Annotated in this window: 18 protein-coding genes; 9 read left to right on the top strand and 9 right to left on the bottom strand. The window is 58.1% G+C overall.

Annotated elements, in window-relative coordinates; all coding sequences use genetic code 11:
* Window positions 1–59: 59 nt before the first annotated feature.
* The 6 genes from M2Q46_RS16595 to M2Q46_RS16620 all read left to right on the top strand — a co-directional run bounded on the left by M2Q46_RS16595 (window position 60) and on the right by M2Q46_RS16620 (window position 6,219).
* Window positions 60–1,106 carry a TRAP transporter substrate-binding protein gene (locus M2Q46_RS16595; RefSeq protein ID WP_009460120.1) on the top strand — a complete coding sequence of 349 codons (1,047 nt, stop codon included), beginning with the start codon at window positions 60–62 and terminating at the stop codon, window positions 1,104–1,106.
* 91 nt (window positions 1,107–1,197) lie between these two features.
* Entirely contained in the window at window positions 1,198–1,818 is a 621-nt protein-coding gene (locus M2Q46_RS16600) for a TRAP transporter small permease subunit (RefSeq protein WP_009460121.1), read from the top strand.
* The gene (locus M2Q46_RS16605; RefSeq protein WP_088451446.1) at window positions 1,815–3,098 is read left to right on the top strand and encodes a TRAP transporter large permease; all 1,284 of its coding nucleotides are present in this window, start codon (window positions 1,815–1,817) and stop codon (window positions 3,096–3,098) included. Before M2Q46_RS16600 ends, M2Q46_RS16605 begins: the two co-directional genes overlap by 4 nt.
* 33 nt (window positions 3,099–3,131) lie before the next feature.
* Window positions 3,132–3,815 carry a DUF2848 domain-containing protein gene (locus M2Q46_RS16610; protein WP_009460123.1) on the top strand — a complete coding sequence of 228 codons (684 nt, stop codon included), beginning with the start codon at window positions 3,132–3,134 and terminating at the stop codon, window positions 3,813–3,815.
* 42 nt (window positions 3,816–3,857) lie between these two features.
* Window positions 3,858–5,213 carry an amidase gene (locus M2Q46_RS16615; protein WP_042484585.1) on the top strand — a complete coding sequence of 452 codons (1,356 nt, stop codon included), beginning with the start codon at window positions 3,858–3,860 and terminating at the stop codon, window positions 5,211–5,213.
* Between the two features lie 70 nt (window positions 5,214–5,283).
* The gene (locus M2Q46_RS16620) at window positions 5,284–6,219 is read left to right on the top strand and encodes a DMT family transporter (RefSeq protein WP_137431037.1); all 936 of its coding nucleotides are present in this window, start codon (window positions 5,284–5,286) and stop codon (window positions 6,217–6,219) included.
* Between the two features lie 16 nt (window positions 6,220–6,235).
* Here the strand turns inward: M2Q46_RS16620 and fmt are convergent, their stop codons facing one another.
* Together fmt and def are read right to left on the bottom strand one after the other, a co-directional pair.
* Complete coding sequence (gene fmt, locus M2Q46_RS16625; RefSeq protein WP_203145201.1) at window positions 6,236–7,177, bottom strand: methionyl-tRNA formyltransferase; 942 nt, start codon at window positions 7,175–7,177, stop codon at window positions 6,236–6,238.
* A gap of 5 nt (window positions 7,178–7,182) precedes the next feature.
* On the bottom strand, window positions 7,183–7,701 hold the full coding sequence (def, locus tag M2Q46_RS16630; protein ID WP_009460127.1) for a peptide deformylase: 519 nt from the start codon (window positions 7,699–7,701) through the stop codon (window positions 7,183–7,185).
* 168 nt (window positions 7,702–7,869) lie between these two features.
* On the opposite strand from def, the gene dprA reads away from it, so the two are divergent.
* The 3 genes from dprA (at window position 7,870) to M2Q46_RS16645 (ending at window position 10,518) form a co-directional block, all read left to right on the top strand.
* Window positions 7,870–9,024, top strand: coding sequence for a DNA-processing protein DprA (gene dprA, locus M2Q46_RS16635; RefSeq protein ID WP_257112844.1), 1,155 nt, complete (start codon window positions 7,870–7,872; stop codon window positions 9,022–9,024).
* A gap of 106 nt (window positions 9,025–9,130) precedes the next feature.
* On the top strand, window positions 9,131–10,051 hold the full coding sequence (locus tag M2Q46_RS16640) for a hydroxymethylglutaryl-CoA lyase (protein WP_009460129.1): 921 nt from the start codon (window positions 9,131–9,133) through the stop codon (window positions 10,049–10,051).
* Window positions 10,051–10,518: a hypothetical protein gene (locus tag M2Q46_RS16645; RefSeq protein WP_203145203.1), complete on the top strand. Its 468-nt coding sequence runs from the start codon at window positions 10,051–10,053 to the stop codon at window positions 10,516–10,518. Before M2Q46_RS16640 ends, M2Q46_RS16645 begins: the two co-directional genes overlap by 1 nt.
* 250 nt (window positions 10,519–10,768) lie before the next feature.
* Here M2Q46_RS16645 and M2Q46_RS16650 read toward each other — a convergent pair whose 3' ends face one another.
* The 7 genes from M2Q46_RS16650 to M2Q46_RS16680 all read right to left on the bottom strand — a co-directional run bounded on the left by M2Q46_RS16650 (window position 10,769) and on the right by M2Q46_RS16680 (window position 18,501).
* On the bottom strand, window positions 10,769–11,785 hold the full coding sequence (locus M2Q46_RS16650) for an amino acid ABC transporter substrate-binding protein (RefSeq protein ID WP_021447094.1): 1,017 nt from the start codon (window positions 11,783–11,785) through the stop codon (window positions 10,769–10,771).
* 89 nt (window positions 11,786–11,874) lie between these two features.
* The gene (locus tag M2Q46_RS16655) at window positions 11,875–13,155 is read right to left on the bottom strand and encodes a phenylacetate--CoA ligase family protein (RefSeq protein ID WP_226349477.1); all 1,281 of its coding nucleotides are present in this window, start codon (window positions 13,153–13,155) and stop codon (window positions 11,875–11,877) included.
* Window positions 13,156–13,408: 253 nt separating this feature from the next.
* A complete protein-coding gene (locus M2Q46_RS16660; RefSeq protein WP_035268554.1) occupies window positions 13,409–14,242 on the bottom strand; it encodes an ABC transporter ATP-binding protein in 834 nt (277 codons plus the stop codon).
* Window positions 14,243–14,292: 50 nt separating this feature from the next.
* Window positions 14,293–15,612, bottom strand: coding sequence for an ABC transporter substrate-binding protein (locus M2Q46_RS16665; protein ID WP_031232792.1), 1,320 nt, complete (start codon window positions 15,610–15,612; stop codon window positions 14,293–14,295).
* 85 nt (window positions 15,613–15,697) lie between these two features.
* A complete protein-coding gene (locus tag M2Q46_RS16670) occupies window positions 15,698–16,762 on the bottom strand; it encodes a branched-chain amino acid ABC transporter permease (RefSeq protein ID WP_009460133.1) in 1,065 nt (354 codons plus the stop codon).
* Between the two features lie 12 nt (window positions 16,763–16,774).
* Complete coding sequence (locus tag M2Q46_RS16675) at window positions 16,775–17,704, bottom strand: branched-chain amino acid ABC transporter permease (protein ID WP_009460134.1); 930 nt, start codon at window positions 17,702–17,704, stop codon at window positions 16,775–16,777.
* Between the two features lie 11 nt (window positions 17,705–17,715).
* Window positions 17,716–18,501, bottom strand: coding sequence for an ABC transporter ATP-binding protein (locus tag M2Q46_RS16680; RefSeq protein WP_009460135.1), 786 nt, complete (start codon window positions 18,499–18,501; stop codon window positions 17,716–17,718).
* Window positions 18,502–18,511: the final 10 nt, after the last annotated feature.

The raw sequence follows: 18,511 nt of genomic DNA on the forward strand, positions 1-18,511 counted from the left end.
CTGCAAACAGGGAGCGCACTCTATCAACCATACAGCTGGACCGCTATTAGGAGCACCTTATGAAAAAAATCGTACTGACCTCCCTGGCTTTGGGCTCGCTGGCCCTGGGCTCTGCTGCCATGGCCCAGGAACTGCCCAAGACTTCTTTGAAAGTTGTCGGTGGCTTGAGCAACCTGACCGCCTACCAGAACACCGAGCAGCCCTTCTGGACCAAGAAAGTACCTGAGCTGTCCGGCGGCCAGATCACGGCCGATATCAAGGGCTTTAACGACATGGGCCTGAAAGGTCCTGAAATCATGCGCTTGATCAGCCAAGGTGTGATTCCTTTCGGTACCGCCACCCTGGCTTACTTTGCCAGCGACAACTCCATCAACGAAGCGATCGACCTCGCGGGTCTGGCTCCCGATATTGAAGTGGCCAAGAAGCTGACCGACGCGTTCACTCCCGCCTACGAACAGTTCTACGCCAAGAGCAACGTCAAGGTTCTGGGCTTTTCCACCTACCCTGCCCAAGTTCTGTTTTGCAATGGCAACTTCAATGGCCTGAGCGACCTGAAAGGCAAGAAGGTGCGTACCAGCAGCCGTACTCAGGCTGAATTCGTTCAGGCTCTGGGCGGCAACAGCGTAACCATCCCATTTGGTGAAGTGGTTCCTGCCCTGCAAAACGGTGTGGTCGATTGCGCCATTACCGGCTCCATGTCCGGCTACTCGGCCAAGTGGTACGAAGTCAGCTCCAAGCTGTACGAAATGCCCATCAACTGGAACCAGCAGATTCACGCAGCCAACCTGGGCACCTGGAACAAGCTGGACCCCAAAGTTCAAGAGTTCCTGGCCAGCAACATCAAGGCCATGACCGAAGAAATCTGGGTTGCCGCTGCCAAGGAAACACAGGAAGGCTATGACTGCAACACGGGCGCCGACGCTTGCACGCAGCCCGTCAAAGGCAAGATGACTCTGGTCAAGCCTACCGACGCTGACCGTGAACTGCTCAAGAAAGTCATGAGCGAGACCGTGGTTCCCAAGTGGGCCGAGCGTAGCGCCGCCGACACCGTGGCTGCATTCAACACCAGCCTGAGCCCGATCCTGGGCTTCGAAGCCAAGAAGTAAATCTGTACGTCCTGCCTGCCACCAGACTCACGGTGGCAGGCTGCCTGTACCCCAGGCCCCTCCCTCCTAGACCCTGTACGGGGTAGACATCATGGAAAATACCGAAAAATTCGCCATGCTGAACCGTTTGCTGTCCGCCGCCACATCCCTGTCGCGCGTCGCCATCTGGTTCGCAGGCAGCCTGACATTGATCAGCGCCCTCTACATCACCGCGGACGTCCTGTTCCGCAAATTCAGTGGCAGCTCTCTGGGCGGCTCGGATGAACTGTCCGGCTATGCCTTTGCCATCAGCATTTCCTGGGCACTGTCCTTTGCCACCCTGCAACGGGCCAATATCCGTATCGACGCCATCTACCAGCACTTACCTGTTCGTCTGGCTGCCCTGCTGGACTGGATTGCTCTGGTGGCCCTGTCTGTTTTCATTGTCTACCTGACCTTGTACGCCACCGACGTGGCCGGCCTGTCCTGGACCAACCAGTCCACCGCCAACACCGCCATGGGCACTCCCTTGTGGATTCCCCAGTTCCTGTGGGTGGGCGGCCTGATCTGGTTGTGCGTCGTTCTGGCCTTGATGCTGCTGCGCTCCAGCCTGGCCCTGATTACAGGTGACCTGGCCGGTATCCAATCCCTGTGCGGCATCCGCAGCACCCAGGAAGAAGCCTCTGAAGAAGCCGAGGCTGGCAAACGCATGGTGCAAGGAGACGCCAAATGATTACAACCGCACTGACTCTCTTGCTCGTTCTGATCGGACTGAGCATTCCCGTGGGCGCTGCCCTGGGTGTTTTGGGCCTGATTCTGGACCCGCTGTACTCCATGCTGCCCCTGACTGGCGCATTGGGTGAAATTTCCTGGGGCACCAGCAACGAATTCCTGCTGGTGGCCATTCCCCTGTTCATCATGCTGGGCGAGATCCTGCTGCGCTCGGGCATGGCTGAACGGATGTACAACGCCATGAGCCTGTGGCTGTCCTGGCTGCCCGGCGGCCTGATGCACGCCAACATTGGTGCCAGCGCCCTGTTTGCCGCCACCTCCGGCTCCAGCGTGGCCACTGCCGCCACCGTGGGTACCGTGGCCCTGCCGCAAATCAAGAAACAAGGCTATAACGAGCCTCTGTTCCTGGGTAGTCTGGCGGCTGGCGGTACCTTGGGCATTCTGATTCCGCCTTCGATCAACCTGGTGATCTACGGCGTACTGACCAATACTTCTGTGCCCAAGCTGTACCTGGCCGGCATCATCCCCGGTTTGGGCATGGCCTTGCTGTTCATGTTGGCAATTGCTGCTGCATGTATGGTCAAACCCAAATGGGGCGGTGCGAAGATCAAGGCCTCCTGGGGCCAGCGTTTTGCCAGCCTGGTGCACCTGGTTCCACCACTGGGTATTTTCCTGCTGGTCGTGGGCTCGATTTATGCCGGTATTGCCACCCCAACGGAGGCTGCTGCCCTGGGTGTGGTCGGTGCCTTGATTCTGGCTGCCTTCTCGGGCCGCATGAGCTGGAACATGATCAAGGAAGTGCTGGAAGGCACCATGAAAGCCACCGCCATGATCATGCTGATCGTGATCGGTTCGGCCTTCCTGAACTTTGTCATGGCCGCCACCGGCCTGACCAACGCACTGACCGATGCCATCACGGGCCTGGGTGTCTCGCCCATGGTCATGTTGATGATCATTGTGGTGTTCTACCTGGTGCTGGGCTGCTTCATGGAAACCCTGTCCATGATGATCACCACCATCCCTATCGTGGCTCCCATCATGATCGCCCTGGGCTTTGATCCGGTGTGGCTGGGTATTGCCATCATCATTCTGGTGGAAGTGGCGCTGATCACTCCGCCGGTTGGTCTGAACCTGTTTGTGGTCCAGAGCCTGCGCAAGAGCGGCAGCATGAACGACGTCATGATTGGCAGCCTGCCCTTTGTGATCATGCTGCTGGCCATGGTGGGCCTGCTGGCTATCTTCCCGGATCTGGCTTTGTGGCTGCCACGCCTGTTCGGTTAATCCCAATCTGTCTTTGAGTAAACGAGTACTGCTATGCGTTTGACCTTTGAACTGGCCCAGGCCACCCACACTGAAATCATCGAAGCTGATTTGCAGCACTGCATCGTGGCCGGCTGGGCTGGCCGCGATCTGGCTGCCATCGAGCACCACATTGAAGAGCTGGCCGAACTGGGCGTACCACGCCCTAGCTCGGTGCCTTTGTACTACCGCATCGCCGCCAACCAGATGATCCAGGATGCCGACATCCAGGTCGTGGGCTCCGGTTCGTCCGGCGAGACCGAAGTGTTTGTGTTCAACCACCAGGGCCGCCTGCTGGTCAGCCTGGCCTCGGACCACACGGACCGCGTGCTGGAAGCCCACAGCGTGGCCCTGTCCAAGCAGATCTGCGCCAAGCCCGTTGCCCGCGAAGCCTGGTTGTTCAGCGATGTGGCCGACTACTGGGACGAGCTGATCATCCGCGCCTACATTCAGGAAGACGGCAAGGAAGTCCTGTACCAGGATGGCCCCTTGTCCACCCTGAAGAACCCGCTGGAGCTGATCGAAGGCTACTTCCAGTCCACCACCATGCCTGAAGGCTTTGGCATGACCTGCGGTACCGTGGGTGCCATTGGTGGCATTCGCCCTGCTACCCAGTTCACCATGGAACTGTATGACCCCCGCCGCGAACGCAGCATCCGTCATACCTACGTAACCGAAATCCTGCCTGAAGTAGCCTAAACTGGCCCAGCCCGCCCCACCCATTTATTTTGCGAGTGACCCATGCTAGCGACTATTACCGAACTGCAACGTGCTCTTGATCGTGGCGAAACCACCTCGGTCGAACTGACCCAGCAAGCCCTGGACCGTATCCAGGACGAAAGCCGTGACGGCGCTGCCACGTTCATCGAAGTGTTTGCTGAACAGGCTCTGGCCGCCGCCAAAGCCTCCGACATTTTGCGCGCTGCCGGTTTGAGCCGCTCGCTGGTTGAAGGTCTGCCCATGTCGGTCAAGAACCTGCATGACATCGCAGGCTACATCACTCTGGGTGGGTCGGCTGTACTGAAAGACGCCGAACCGGCCGAACAGAACGCCACCATTGTGGAGCGCCTGCTGCGCGCCGGTGCCATTCTGATCGGCTCCACCAATATGACCGAGTTTGCCTTCTCCGGTCTGGGCATCAACCCCCACTACGGTACGCCTCGTTCCGTCTGGGACCGTGACAATGCCCGCATCCCGGGTGGTTCGTCCTCCGGCGCCGGCGTGGCCGTCGCTCAAGGCATGTCGGTTTTCTCCATTGGTACCGACACGGGCGGCTCCATCCGTATTCCTTCGGCCTTTAACGGCCTGACCGGTTTCAAACCCACCGCCGAGCGCGTTCCCAGCGAAGGCACCATGCCTTTGTCGCGCAGCCTGGACTCCAATGGCCCTCTGGCTGCCTCGGTAGAGTGTTGCGCCATTGTGGACTCCATCCTGACCGACCAGCCTTACGTGCCCGTGGCAACGCCTGCCCTGGACACCTTGCGTCTGGCCGTGCCCAAGACCTTTGTGTTTGACGGCATTGATGAAACCGTGCGTGCTGCTTTTGACCGCGCCATCGCCCTGCTGCGTGAGCAAGGTGCTGTGGTTGAGGAAATCAACTTGCCCGAGTTTGACCAACTGCCGCAAATCAACCGCAAAGGCGGCTTTGTCTGCGCCGAAGCCTGGTCCGTGCACCGCGACACCCTGCAAAGCAAGGGCGAGCAATATGACCCACGCGTGGCCTCCCGCATCCTGCGCGGCAAGGACATCGATTGCGCCGACTACATCGAACTGCAAGACACCCGCCAGGCCTGGATCAGCGCGGTGGAAAGCCGTCTGGAGCGCTACGACGCCGTCCTGATGCCTACCGTGCCCGTTGTCGCTCCCCGCATTGCCGATCTGAAAGAGTCGGACGACGTCTACTTCGCCACTAACGGCCTGGTCCTGCGCAACCCCACCCTGATCAACTTCCTGGACGGCTGCGCCCTGTCGCTGCCTTGTCATGCCGCTGATGAAGCCCCTGTGGGCCTGATGGTGGCAGCCCCTGCCTACCACGACGAACATCTGCTGGCAGTAGGTTCAGCAATCGAACGGGTATTACCCCTGCGCAAACGCTAATCCATTAAGATTTACGTTCCTTCCAGGACGGCCATCCGGCCGTCCTTGTGCTTTTCGTCAGGAGCCTGTCATGAGCACACCCCAGTCCTCCTCCTTGCCCCAGACCCTGACACCCACGGTCTTTCCCTTGGCGGGGGTGCTCATTCTGATTCTGTCTTCCTGGGCCCTGTCGGGTCTGGATGCCAGCGGCAAATGGATCATGGGCTTTGGCGTGCCCCTGCTGGTGATGTGCTGGTTTCGCTACGTCATCCATCTGGGATTAGTGCTGGCGCTGGTCTTGCCGGTCAAGGGCCGCAAGATCCTGCGCAGCTCCCGCCCCAAAGCACAAATTTTGCGTGGCACAGTGATGATGCTGTCCACCTTCTCGTTTTTCAACGCCTTGAGCTATCTGCCTCAAGCCGAAGCCACCTCCATCAACTTTCTGGCCCCTTTGCTGGTGCTGTCTGTTGCCCCCTGGATTCTGAAAGAGCCACCGCGCATCAGTCGCTGGGTAGCTGCCGGAGTCGGCTTTCTGGGCGTGCTGATCATCATCCGGCCTACCGCTGGCCTGCACCCAATAGGGGTGATGTTTGGCTTGATGACCGCCTGTCTGTTCGCCACGCAATTTATCGCAACACGTCGCGTGGCCGTGGACAATTCGCTGACCACCCTGATCTGGAGCGGTGCAGTCGGCAGCATCTGCCTGACCATTGCCTTACCCTTTTTACTGCCCGCCGCCCTGCCTGCCTTAAAAGAGCTGAGCTTTTTCCAATGGTTGATTCTGATTTCGACCGGACTGTGGGGCTGTCTGGGCCACCTGCTGCAAATCCAGGCCTATCAACGCGCCTCGGCGTCTTTGCTGGCCCCGTTTGTGTATCTGCAAATTGTGGCCGCAGCCGCGCTGGGATGGCTGATCTGGGGTCAGTTCCCGGATGTCTTTACCTGGATCGGGATTGCCGTGGTGTGTACCAGCGGCATTGTGATTGGGACTCTGGAGTGGCGGCGCCAGAACAGGTCTGGCGCCTGAGTCCAGGCGGCAAGGCTTAGCGAGACTGCCAGCCCTGCACAAAGACGGCGACGGGCTGACGCTTGGAACCGGCTTTTTGCAGCTCCAGCAAACGCAACACACCTTCACCGCAAGCCACGTCAATGCCTTGGGCACTGACGTTCAGAACCTGACCAGGTTCTGCTGAATGCTTCTGTTCTAGCGCCTGAGCGCGCCAAACCTTCACGGGCTGCCCCAAACCGGGCAGGGACAGGGTGGAGCCAGGCACTGGGTCAAACGCGCGAATACGGCGCTCCAGCTCCTTGGCCGGTTGGCCTAAATCCAGCACCGATTCAGCCTTGGACAGTTTCTCGGCGTAGGTCACGCCTTCTTCTGGCTGGGGAGTCGCCTGCAAGGTGCCATCACGCACTTGCTGCAAGGCTTCCAGCAAGGCCTGTGCACCTAGCTGCGCCAAATCGTCATGCAGGGTTGCGGCACTGTGATCATCACGAATCGCCAGCTCGCTGCGCACCAGCATATCGCCGGTATCCAGGCCTTCATCCATCTGCATGATGGTAATGCCCGTGGCCGCATCACCCGCCTGAATCGCACGCTGGATCGGTGCCGCACCGCGCCAACGAGGCAGGAGGCTGGCATGAATATTGAAGCAACCATAGCGCGGCAGCTCCAAAGTCCACTTGGGCAAAATCAGACCGTAGGCTGCCACCACCATCAGATCCGGCTGTAAATCCAGCAAGGTCTGGCGGGCCTGGGCTGCTTCCTCGGGATACTTGCCATCCAGACGCAAGCTGTGCGGCTGCAGCACCGGGATATTAGCGTTCACAGCGGCTTGCTTGACCGGGCTGGGACTGAGCTTCATGCCACGGCCAGCTGGACGGTCTGGCTGCGTCATGACCAAAGGAACATCAAAGCCCTGCGCTAACAGGGCTTCCAGGGCGATACGGGCAAAATCCGGGGTACCGGCAAAAACAATACGCATGGCGACTATTGCCCTGCCTTCAGTGCTTCACGCTGCTGCTTGCGCAGACGGCTGCGGATACGCTCACGCTTGAGCACGGACAGGTACTCCACAAATACCTTGCCATCCAGGTGGTCCAGTTCATGCTGAACACACACGGCCAGCAGGCCATCGGCTTCTTTCTCGTACCACTCGCCTTTTTCATTCTGGGCCTTGAAGCGAATATTGGCGGCGCGCTCAACCTTGTCGTAGGTATCAGGTACAGACAGGCAGCCTTCTTCGTAGACCTTCAGCTCTTCGCTTTTCCAGGTGATCTCAGGGTTGATCAGCACCAGCAATTCATTGCCGCTTTCCGATACGTCAATGACCACCACGCGCTCGTGCACGTCAACCTGCGTCGCGGCCAGCCCTACGCCGGGCGCGTCATACATGGTCTCGGCCATATCCTTGACCAGTTTGCGAATACGGTCGTCGACCTCCTGCACGGGTTTGGCAACCGTGTGCAGACGTGGGTCAGGAAATTTAAGGATAGGAAGCAAAGCCATTGTCATGTCCGAAGAAAAAGCGATAAGTCGATATAATAAAACAAGTTTCAGGGCGGCACCCGATTGCCCCGGCAGCATATGAAGCCCTAGCCCACAAAGCGGCTGTCACACTGGATACAAACGTCCGGGCCACACAGAACAAAGATCGGTTTCGTGCCACACTACCTTATGCCTGATCATTTTAGCTCGGATGAAATCTCGGAAGAATTGCGTGCCTGGTTGCGCCTGTCGCTGGAGCCAGAGCTTGCGCCCGCCCAGGCCCGGCAATTGCTGGCTGCCTGTGGACTGCCACCGCAAATCTATCAAAGCTCGGTTCAAACCCTGTCACGTCATATTCCGGCCGAACTGGCTGTGCAATTAAGCCAGGAACCACTGGACGAGCTGCAGGCGCAGATTGATCAAGCGGTGGCATGGCTCAAGCAAGCCAATCACCATATCGTGACGCTGGCTGACCCCACCTATCCCGCCTCCTTGCTGGACCTGCACGACCCACCTTTGCTGTTGTATGCCAACGGCGATCTGGGAGCCTTGCAACGCAAAGGACTGGCTATTGTGGGCGCCCGCAATGCCACCCAATCCGGCCAGGAAATCGCGACAGATTTTGCAGCTACTCTGGCAGCCAGGGGTTGGTGCATTATCAGCGGCCTGGCCAGCGGCATCGACCAGGCGGCACACAAAGGGGCGTTAAAAGTCGGCCCTTCTGCCGCAGGCACTATTGCCGTTATGGGGACGGGGCTGGACCTGGTCTACCCGGCAGCACACCGCGATCTGGCTCATCAGATCAGCGCTGACGGTCTCTTGCTGAGCGAGTTTCCTTTGGGCACCCGGGCCATGCCCCATCACTTCCCACGCCGTAATCGCATTGTGGCTGCCTTGGCCAAAGGCGTACTGGTGGTTGAAGCGGCCAAACAAAGTGGCTCCCTGATCACGGCCCGTCTGGCCGGAGAATTAGGCCGAGAAGTTTTTGCCATTCCCGGCTCCATTCACTCCCCTTTGGCTCGCGGCTGCCATGCCTTGATACGCCAAGGTGCCAAACTGGTGGAAAGCGCCCAGGACATTCTGGATGAACTGGGCAATGTGCAAGGCGACTTCAATCTGGATACGGCTCCACAAACTGGTTCAAAACCCAATCCTTATGAAGCCTTGCCCGAGGAATTACGCCCTATTCTTGAGCGCATTGACTTTGCGCCCCTCAGCCCCGAACAGCTGATGCGGCGCACAGGCCTGCTGGCGACCGAACTGCCCGCCGTTCTGGCTGAACTGGAGCTGGCAGGCTGCATCGAGCCCCTGGCAGACGGACGCTTTCAACGCTTGAAACCTTAAAGACCATAGGGCAGTTCCTAGGACGCCAGCCCTGGCCTTCAAGAGGTATCATGACGATTACGTAAGGGCCTTCCAGCCCCAGCCATCTACCCCTTCAGGAAACTTCATGTCATACCCATCACGCGTCAAGATTGTGGAGGTCGGCCCTCGGGACGGCCTGCAGAACGAAAAAGAATTCATCCCCACCGACATCAAGGTCGAACTGGTCAACCGCTTGTCCCACGCCGGTTTTGTGAACGTGGAAGCCGCGTCCTTTGTCTCGCCCAAATGGGTGCCGCAAATGGCGGACGGCGCAGATGTAATGGCTGCTATCGACCGACGTCCCGGTACGATTTATTCGGTTCTGACCCCCAATATGCGTGGTTTTGAAGGTGCCCTGGCCGCCAAGGCTGACGAAGTGGTGATCTTTGCCGCCGCCAGTGAGGCATTTTCCCAGCGCAATATCAATTGCAGCATCGAAGAATCGCTGGAGCGCTTTGCCCCGGTTGCCCAGGCTGCCAAAGAAGCCGGTTTGCGTCTGCGCGGCTCCATCAGCTGTTCTTTCGGCTGTCCCTATGAAGGCGCTGTGGCTCCCTCCAATGTGCTGAAAGTGGGCAAACGCCTGATCGAACTGGGCTGTGACGAGATCGATGTGGCCGACACCATCGGCGTAGGCACGGCCCGCCAGGTGTATGACGTCATGCGCATGGTAACCGAGCACATTGACCCGGCTCATGTGTCCGGCCACTTCCACGATACCTACGGCCAGGCCATCGCCAATATCGTTGCCTCCATGCAAGCTGGCATCCATATCTTTCACAGCTCCGTAGCCGGTCTGGGCGGCTGCCCCTACGCCAAGGGGGCAACCGGCAACGTCGCGACCGAAGACGTGCTGTTCCTGATGCAAGGCCTGGATATTGAAACCGGCATTGATCTGAACGCCGTGGTAGACACAGGGCAATGGATTTCGGCTCATTTGAAGCGCAAATCGGCCAGCAACGCCGGTAACGCTCTGGCTGCCCGCAAGCAAGGGGCCGCCGCGTGCTGATGAGCCAAGCCCCCTCGAAAGAGGAAATTGATGCCATGTTGAAGGATCTGGGCTCGCTTCCCATTCAAGGCCGTTCCTGGCCCAAATGGGTAGCAGCCAGCGCCTGGATTGTGCTGGCCCTGATCGGCGTGCGTTTCGCGCTGGTGGCCAGCTCCCCACAAGGGGCCGCCATCAGTCCCGTCCTGGCGGGCTGCCTGGTCCTGCTGTTTACCGGCCTGATTCTGATTGCCTGGCACATGTGGCACGGCGTCACCACGATTGACCAGAATGGCATACGCCAGAACTGGATCATGAAGCGGGAAGTGCACTGGCAAGACATTCACTTTGCCAAGTTTGTGCCGTTGTTCAACTCCAAGCGCCTGATCTGCTTTACCCGGCGTGGCCGCCCTGTGATTTTTCAGGGTGCCACACAGGATCTGCAAGTGGCCTTTGCCAAGATTTCGCTGGTATTGCGGCGCAAGAGCTAAGTCTCTCTGTTTGCCCCATACGGCTAACCATATGGGGATAAACCGAGAACCGTGCGTTGCAGTTAAGCAGCCTATCTATCGCCGTGTTCCAATACACGGCGATACATGCACCAAGGGTACAGGGCAGCCCATATCGCCAGGGGGCAAAAAGCACAAAGCTCATCAACGTCATCTCCCCCAGATCAAACAGTCAATAAAAAAGCAGCTCTCAAAGAGAGCTGCTTTTTGCATATCGCAAATCCCGAAAGAATTAACGAATAGGCAGACCGTAGATCAGGCCACCGTCGATCCACAAGGCGTTCAGGCCACGTTCGATTTGCAACGGGCTACCTTTACCCACATTGCGCTCGAAGGACTCACCGTAGTTACCAACTTGCTTGATGATGTTGTAAGCCCATTTCTCGTCCAGGCCCAGGTTTTTACCAGCACCGGGAGTCACGCCCAGCAAACGCTGGATGTTGGGGTTGTTGCTCTTGAGCTTCTCGTCCACGTTGGCAGCGGTTACACCCAGTTCCTCGGCGTTGAAGCTGGCCTGAATGGACCATTTCACGATATTCAGCCAGGCATCATCACCCTGACGGACGAATGGGCCCAGTGGCTCTTTGGAAATGATTTCAGGCAGTACCAGGTAATCATCGGGGTTCTCCATTTTGGAGATACGGATAGACGCCAGACCGGAAGCGTCGGTAGAGAACACATCACAGCGGCCAGCCACGAAAGCGTTAACCACTTCGTTGAACTGCTCGATCACTACAGGCTTGTATTCAACCTTGTTGGCACGCGCCCAGTCAGCCATGGTGTTTTCGTTAGACGTGCCAGTCTGCATACAAACCGTGGCACCGTTCAATTCCTTGGCGCTGGATACGCCCAGTTTCTTGGACACCAAAAAGCCCTGACCGTCGTAGAAGTTGATACCGGCGTGGATCGCACCGACAGCGGTGTCACGCTGCTGGGTCACGGTGGTGTTACGAGCCAACAGATCAATCTCACCGGACTGCAGAGCCGTAAAGCGCTGCTGCGAGTTCAAGGGCACAGCCTTGAATTTGCTGGCGTCGCCCAGGGTGGCGGCGGCTACCGAGCGACACACGTCGATATCCAGCCCCGTCCACGTGCCCTTGTCATCAGGGGCAGAAAAACCGGCAAATCCGGTGGTCACACCACACAGCACGTGACCGCGCTGTTTGACGTTGTCCAGGGTGTCGGCCTGGGCAGCAGGCATGCTGGCCATCAAGGCCAGGACTACAGCAGAAACTGGCACAAAGCGCATCGGGCTCTCCTCAAAGATATAGGTATTGACTATTTTCCAGCATAGTACCGCAGCCCGACTGCTACTTGTGTGCATATCTACATGGCTAATTAATCGTAGCTGCGTTGGTCCTCGATGACTTTACCATCCCGAGGCAAGGCTCCTGGCTCCATGAACTCCACCTGAGCACGCAATTTGGTAATTTCACGAATCGAGTCGGCCAAAGCGCTTTCCAAGCCCTCAGGCTTGGCGGAGACTTCAACTTGGAACACCATCTGATCCTGGCCGCTGGCACCACGCACCACCAAGCGCGCCTGGCCCAGTTCCTTGTGACGCAGACGAATCTGCTCCACCTGCCCCGGATGCACAAACATGCCGCGCACCTTGGTCGTCTGGTCAGCACGCCCCATCCAGCCGCGAATACGCTGGTTGGTACGACCACAAGGAGACTGGCCGGGCATGACAGCAGACAAGTCGCCTGTGCCAAACCGCACCAGCGGATAGTCGGGGTTAAAGGAGGTCACGACCACCTCGCCCACTTCGCCCGGTGCAACCGGCTGGCCTGTACCAGGACGCACAATTTCCAGAATCAGGTTTTCATTGAGCACCAAGCCTTCGCGGGCCTGGGTTTCGTAGGCAATCATGCCCAGATCGGCACTGCCATAGGCCTGATAGCCTGCCACGCCGTGCTCACTGAACCACTTTTGCAAGGAAGGCGGATAGGCTTCGCCGGAGAACAAGGCCTTGCTCAGCCCTGGCAGAGCAATCTGCATGGACTGGGCTTTTTCCATGATGATCTTCAGGAAACTGGGGGTGCCGGTATAACCATGTGGACGCAAATCGGCCATGGCCTGCACTTGCTGTTCGGTTTGACCCACGCCGCCTGGAAATACCGTGCAGTCCAGGGCATGTGCGGCGGTTTCCATCATGGAGCCAGCCGGAGTGAAATGGTAAGAAAAGCAGTTGAAAATCAGTTCCTCGCGGCGGAAACCAGCCGCGTACAGTGCGCGCGCAAAGCCCCAATAATCCGGGCGACGGCTTTCTGGCTCGTACATGGGACCGGGCGAGGCAAACACCTTGCGGGCCGCACCCCAGGCAATGGAGGAAAAGCCCCCGAATACGGACTGCGCGTAATCAGCCGATGGCCCGCCCGAGCGAGCCTGCTCACGTGCTTCCAGCTGAGCTTTCAGCAGCTCGCTTTTACGAAACACCGGAATGGCCAGCAGATCCTCGCGGCTGCGCACGGCGGCCAGATCAACCGAACCCAGTTGCTTGGCAATCGCAGGGGCCCCTTGCGCGGCCGCTTGCAAGACCTGCGGCAAACGGGACAGTAAATCGGCTTCGCGCTCGTCCGGCTCCAGGGTTTCGCGCTCGTCGTAATATTCGCTCATCTCTCCTCCAGTGGGATGAATTGGCATTCAAACACTCCCGCGCCCAGCCGACGTTCTGTCCGCAGACAGACGGATGTCGATACCAAGCTCTGCTACCACACCCCGTGTAGCCAGAAGCTGCCCAAAACTAAAAACGTCAAAAGGGGTCAGGGCGGCACCTTGTGTGCATCCCGATCGGTGGCCTGCTCCTGTGCTGATCCTGCTGCTTTCAATACAGGCCAGGCCCTGCTGATACATTGGAAATCCTTGGGAGTTACGCCAGCCAGCGCTTGCGTCGTCGATAAAATTTATTGTCGCGAAAGCTCTTGCGCTCGCCCCCGGACACACCCAGATAGAACTCCTTGACGTCTTCGTTCTCGGCCAAGGCCTGGGAGGGTCCATCCATCATGACGCGGCCGTTTTCCAGGATGTAGCCGTAGTCGGCATACTTCAGGGCCACGTTGGTGTTTTGCTCGGCCAGCAAGAAGCTGACGCGCTCGCGCTGATTCAGGTCACGCACGATCTCGAAAATTTCTTCCACCACCTGTGGTGCCAGGCCCATGGAGGGTTCATCCAGCAAGATCATGCCCGGGTCGGCCATCAAGGCACGGCCAATGGCACACATTTGCTGCTCCCCGCCCGAGGTATAGCCGGCCTGACTGGTACGGCGCTGCTTCAGACGCGGAAAATACTGGTACACCTTGTCCAGCTCGGCGCTTAAATCGCCGCGTGACAAGGTACGGGTATAAGCCCCGGTCAGCAGATTCTCTTCAATGCTCAAGTGCGCAAAACAGTGGCGCCCTTCCATCACCTGCACCACGCCGCGCTTGACCAGATCCGCCGGAGTCAGCTGATCAATACGTTCGCCACGCAGATGGATCTGGCCTTTGGTCACATCGCCACGCTCGGCGCGCAGCAAGTTCGATACGGCCCGCAAGGTCGTGGTTTTACCGGCACCGTTGGCGCCCAGCAAGGCAACAATCCGCCCTTCTGGCACACGCAAGGACACGCCCTTGAGCACCAGAATGACGTGGTTGTAAATCACTTCGATGCCATTGACGTCCAACAAGATGGGCGTCTCATCCACTTGGCCTACGGTCTCACTCATAATCTTCCCCACGCAATGCAGTGCCCAGGGCGAACCCTGGGCGCCTGGGTTTAGCCTTCGCAGGTGCGAGGCGTAATTTTCTTCTCGGCGGCGTATTTAGCCGACATTTCCTTGACTAAAGGATCGACAAACTTCTTGTCGGACTGATACCAGTCGGACACGACGTCAAACTTACTGCCGTCCCACTGCACAATACGGGCCCAGTCATCACCCATGTGGTTGTTGCACGAGGTTTTGACGGGACGCATGATGCCTTCAAAGCCCAGTTCTTTCAGGCGTGCTTCGTCCAGATTCAGGTTCTCGAAGCCCCAACGCACTTGCTCGGGGGTCATGTGCTGACCTTTGCCGAACTTCTCTTGTGCGGTGCGGATAGCCTCAACCTGCATCATGGAAATCATCATGCCGCGGGTGTGAGCCAGCGTGCCGACGTACTTGTCACCGTTTTCAGCGCCTTTGCCTTTGGCGTGCATCTCGCGCACAGCGTCATGCACCGGACCGTCCCCAGCACTGTTGTGAATGGTGATGCCCTTGTAGCCCTTGGCGGTCTGGCCCAGATCGACCACATCGCTCTCGGAAGCTGCCCACCAGATGCCGTAGATCTTGTCGCGTGGGTAACCCACAGCCTGAGCTTCACGGATGGCGGTAGGCGTCATGATCCCGGCGCTCCACAGCAGGACGAAGTCAGGACGGTTCTTGCGCACTTGCAGCCAGGTGGATTTCTGTTCCACGCCAGGGGCGGTCACAGGGTACAGATCCAGCTTGAAGCCTTGTTCCTTGGCGCGTGCCTGCAACAGGGCGATAGGCTCCTTGCCGTACGGCGAGTCGTGATAAACCAGAGCAATGCGCTGGTCCTTCAGCTTGTCCTCGCCCACTTGCTTGGCGATGTCCTGGATCATGACGTCAGCCGCAGTCCAGTAGGTACCCAGCAGCGGGAAGTTCCACTCGAATACCGCACCGTTAGCCGAGTGCGACAGGCCGTAGCCCATGGTTTCAATGGTCACGCCATCGACAAAGGCCTTGTCGGTCAGCGCGAAGGTAATGCCCGTGGACTGGGTATCAAAACCCGAAGCGCCCCCGTTCTTGCCTTTCATGCGCTCGTAGCACTCCACGCCACGGTCGGTGGCGTACGCTGTTTCACACTCTTCGTATACCAGCTTGACGCCATTCACACCGCCGTCACGTTCATTAACCAAAGCCAGATAGTCCAGCTTGCCGTCCGCCCATGGAATACCCAGTGGGGCAAAGGAGCCGGTGCGGTAGGTCAGCAAGGGAATGTACTGTTCCTCGGCTGCTACAGCGGCTGTACTCATGGTCAGCATTGCAGCGCAAGCACTCAAACCGAGCACAGCGCGTTTCAGTCGTGTTGTCATCTCCTGGTCCTCCGATAAGTACCATTTGTCTAAGTACCCCGTCCCGATGGCGGGGCTGTTGTTGTAATGAACTGCCTACCTGCTGTTAATGGGGGAAGGGCCACAAGCGCAGCTTTTCCTTACCAATACTCCAGAGTCGAGCCAAACCGTGTGGCTCCACAATCAAGAAAAATACGATCAGGGCACCGAACACCATGTGTTCAATATGCGAGGCTGTATCCACGCCAATGGACACACCAAACCAGTGCGGCACGTTGGTCAGGAACACGGGCAGCAAGACCATGAACGCGGCACCGAAAAAGCTGCCTACGATCGAGCCCAGACCCCCGATGATGACGATGAACAGCAACTGCAAGGAGCGGTTCAGGTCAAAGGCCAGCGGCTCCCAGGAACCCAGGTGCACAAAGGCCCACAAGGCACCGGCCACACCGATGATGAAAGAGCTGACGGCAAAGGCGGTGAGCTTGGCGTAGACCGGACGAATACCAATCACTTCTGCGGCCACGTCCATGTCACGAATAGCCATCCATTGGCGGCCAATCGCACCACGCACCAAATTCTTGGCCAGCAGAGCAAACACCACCACGAAGATCAGCACGAACAGGTACTTCTGCATGGGGGTTTGAACCGGCAAGCCAAAGGCGCTCAAGGCAGGCACCGACACGTTGCCCGAAGGCGAGTAGTTCGTGAAGAAAGCAATACGCAGGAAAGCCCAATCCACAAAGAACTGTGCGGCCAAGGTTGTGACGGCCAGGTACAAGCCACGGATACGCAAGCTGGGAATACCGAAAGCCACGCCTACCAAGGTGGCGAACACGCCGCCCAGCAGGATCTGCAGGACCAGTGGCAGCTCCGGAATACGGACACCAAAGTTCCAGGCGGCATACGCACCCACAGCCATGAAAGCACCCGAACCGATGGAAATCTGGCCGCAATAGCCCACCAGAATGTTCAGGCCAATCGCTGCCAAAGACAGGATCAGAAAGGGGATCAGAATAGCTTGCAGGAAGTAGTTGGATGCCATGGCTGGCACCAGCAGGAATGCCACCAGCAACAAGCCCAACACCACATAGCGATCCTGGCGGATGGGAAAAATCTGCTGGTCAGCCCGATAGCTGCTTTTGAACTGACCATTTTCGCGGTAAATCATATCGACTCCACCTCAGACGCGATCAATAATCTTCTCGCCGAACAGACCTTGTGGTCGGAACAGCAAGAACACCAGGGCCAGCACATAAGCAAACCAGATCTCGATGCCGCCACCTACATAAGGGCCCAGGTACACCTCGGACACCTTCTCGCCCACACCAATAATCAGGCCACCCACAATAGCGCCGGGCACCGAGGTCAGACCACCCAGAATCACCACCGGCAAGGCGCGCAGCGCTGCGGTCGACAAGGTGAACTGCACCCCGTATTTGGAGCCCCAGATAATGCCGGCAACCAGAGCCACCAAACCGGCTACGGTCCAGACCACCACCCAGATACGGTTCAAGGGGATACCAATGGATTGCGCTGCCTGATGATCGTCCGCCACCGCACGCAGGGCGCGGCCCACGCTGGTGTATTGGAAGAAGATGGCCAGGGCCACAACCAGCAAGGCCGCCACCACGGCCGAGCTCAAGTCTTCCAGACTGACCAGAACACCGCCTTCAAACATGGACTCCAGAATGAAAGCCGGGTCTTTGGGCATGCCCACATCAATGGAATACACGGAGCTGCCAAACACGATCTGACCCAGACCGTCGAGCAGATAGCTGATACCGATCGTGGCCATCAGCAAGGTTGTGCCTTCCTGATTCACCAGATAGCGCAGCACCCAGCGCTCAATGACGACGGCCAGCACAAACATCAAGATGGCCGAGACAATGAAAGCCAGCACATTGCCCAGGATGCCCGGCTCCATGCCCAGCAACTGCGGAATCCACTGGGACAGACGGGCCATGGCCAGCGCGGCCACCAGCACCATGGCGCCCTGTGCAAAGTTAAAGACACCCGATGCTTTGAAGATCAGCACAAAGCCCAGCGCGACCAGGGCGTACAACATCCCGCTCATCAGGCCGCCCAGCAAAGTTTCAAGAAAAAATGCCATGTCCGTTCCCCTCAATGGCCAGCGCCAAGATAGGCGCGGATGACATCCGGATTTTGTCGTACTTCGTCCGGTACTCCGTCACCAATTTTCTTGCCATAGTCCAGGACCACCACACGGTCCGAAATATCCATGACCACACCCATATCGTGTTCAATCAAAACAATCGTGGTGCCGTACTCTTCGTTCACATCCAGAATGAAACGGCACATATCCTGCTTTTCTTCGATGTTCATGCCCGCCATGGGCTCATCCAGTAGCAGAATGCTCGGTTGCATCGCCAGTGCCCGCCCCAGGTCAACCCGCTTTTGCAGGCCGTAAGGCAAGCGTCCTACCGGCGTTTTGCGGTAGGCCTGGATTTCCAGAAAGTCGATGATGCCTTCCACATATTCACGGTTGCGAATCTCTTCACGCTCGGCACCGCCCAGTCGGAAAGCCTGGGCAAACACCCCGCTTTTCATGTGCAGATTGCGGCCGGTCATGATGTTGTCCAGCACACTCATGCCCTTGAACAGAGCCAGGTTCTGAAAGGTGCGGGCAATGCCCTGCTCGGCGGTGTGACGCGAGTTCATGCGGGCATAACTCTGGTCACGCAAGACAATCTCGCCTTGTTGTGGTGCATACACGCCATTGATGACGTTCAGCATGGAGCTTTTGCCTGCGCCGTTCGGGCCAATGATGGAGCGGATCTCGTGTTCACGGATGTTGAACGAGATGTCGGTCAGCGCTTTCACACCACCAAAGGACAGCGAAATATTCTTCAAATCCAGTACCACTGGGCCAATGCGACGGCCCGGCATTTGCGCCTCA

The organism is Alcaligenes sp. YSL9 (assembly GCF_030515105.1).
Classification (GTDB): Bacteria; Pseudomonadota; Gammaproteobacteria; order Burkholderiales; family Burkholderiaceae_B; genus Alcaligenes; species Alcaligenes phenolicus.

Coding starts and splice junctions, on each gene's coding strand:
- M2Q46_RS16595 (WP_009460120.1), top strand. CDS start 60: ATGAAAAAAATCGTACTGACCTCCCTGGCTTTGGGCTCGCTGGCCCTG.
- M2Q46_RS16600 (WP_009460121.1), top strand. CDS start 1,198: ATGGAAAATACCGAAAAATTCGCCATGCTGAACCGTTTGCTGTCCGCC.
- M2Q46_RS16605 (WP_088451446.1), top strand. CDS start 1,815: ATGATTACAACCGCACTGACTCTCTTGCTCGTTCTGATCGGACTGAGC.
- M2Q46_RS16610 (WP_009460123.1), top strand. CDS start 3,132: ATGCGTTTGACCTTTGAACTGGCCCAGGCCACCCACACTGAAATCATC.
- M2Q46_RS16615 (WP_042484585.1), top strand. CDS start 3,858: ATGCTAGCGACTATTACCGAACTGCAACGTGCTCTTGATCGTGGCGAA.
- M2Q46_RS16620 (WP_137431037.1), top strand. CDS start 5,284: ATGAGCACACCCCAGTCCTCCTCCTTGCCCCAGACCCTGACACCCACG.
- fmt (WP_203145201.1), bottom strand. CDS start 7,177: ATGCGTATTGTTTTTGCCGGTACCCCGGATTTTGCCCGTATCGCCCTG.
- def (WP_009460127.1), bottom strand. CDS start 7,701: ATGGCTTTGCTTCCTATCCTTAAATTTCCTGACCCACGTCTGCACACG.
- dprA (WP_257112844.1), top strand. CDS start 7,870: ATGCCTGATCATTTTAGCTCGGATGAAATCTCGGAAGAATTGCGTGCC.
- M2Q46_RS16640 (WP_009460129.1), top strand. CDS start 9,131: ATGTCATACCCATCACGCGTCAAGATTGTGGAGGTCGGCCCTCGGGAC.
- M2Q46_RS16645 (WP_203145203.1), top strand. CDS start 10,051: ATGAGCCAAGCCCCCTCGAAAGAGGAAATTGATGCCATGTTGAAGGAT.
- M2Q46_RS16650 (WP_021447094.1), bottom strand. CDS start 11,785: ATGCGCTTTGTGCCAGTTTCTGCTGTAGTCCTGGCCTTGATGGCCAGC.
- M2Q46_RS16655 (WP_226349477.1), bottom strand. CDS start 13,155: ATGAGCGAATATTACGACGAGCGCGAAACCCTGGAGCCGGACGAGCGC.
- M2Q46_RS16660 (WP_035268554.1), bottom strand. CDS start 14,242: ATGAGTGAGACCGTAGGCCAAGTGGATGAGACGCCCATCTTGTTGGAC.
- M2Q46_RS16665 (WP_031232792.1), bottom strand. CDS start 15,612: ATGACAACACGACTGAAACGCGCTGTGCTCGGTTTGAGTGCTTGCGCT.
- M2Q46_RS16670 (WP_009460133.1), bottom strand. CDS start 16,762: ATGATTTACCGCGAAAATGGTCAGTTCAAAAGCAGCTATCGGGCTGAC.
- M2Q46_RS16675 (WP_009460134.1), bottom strand. CDS start 17,704: ATGGCATTTTTTCTTGAAACTTTGCTGGGCGGCCTGATGAGCGGGATG.
- M2Q46_RS16680 (WP_009460135.1), bottom strand. CDS start 18,501: ATGCCGGGCCGTCGCATTGGCCCAGTGGTACTGGATTTGAAGAATATT.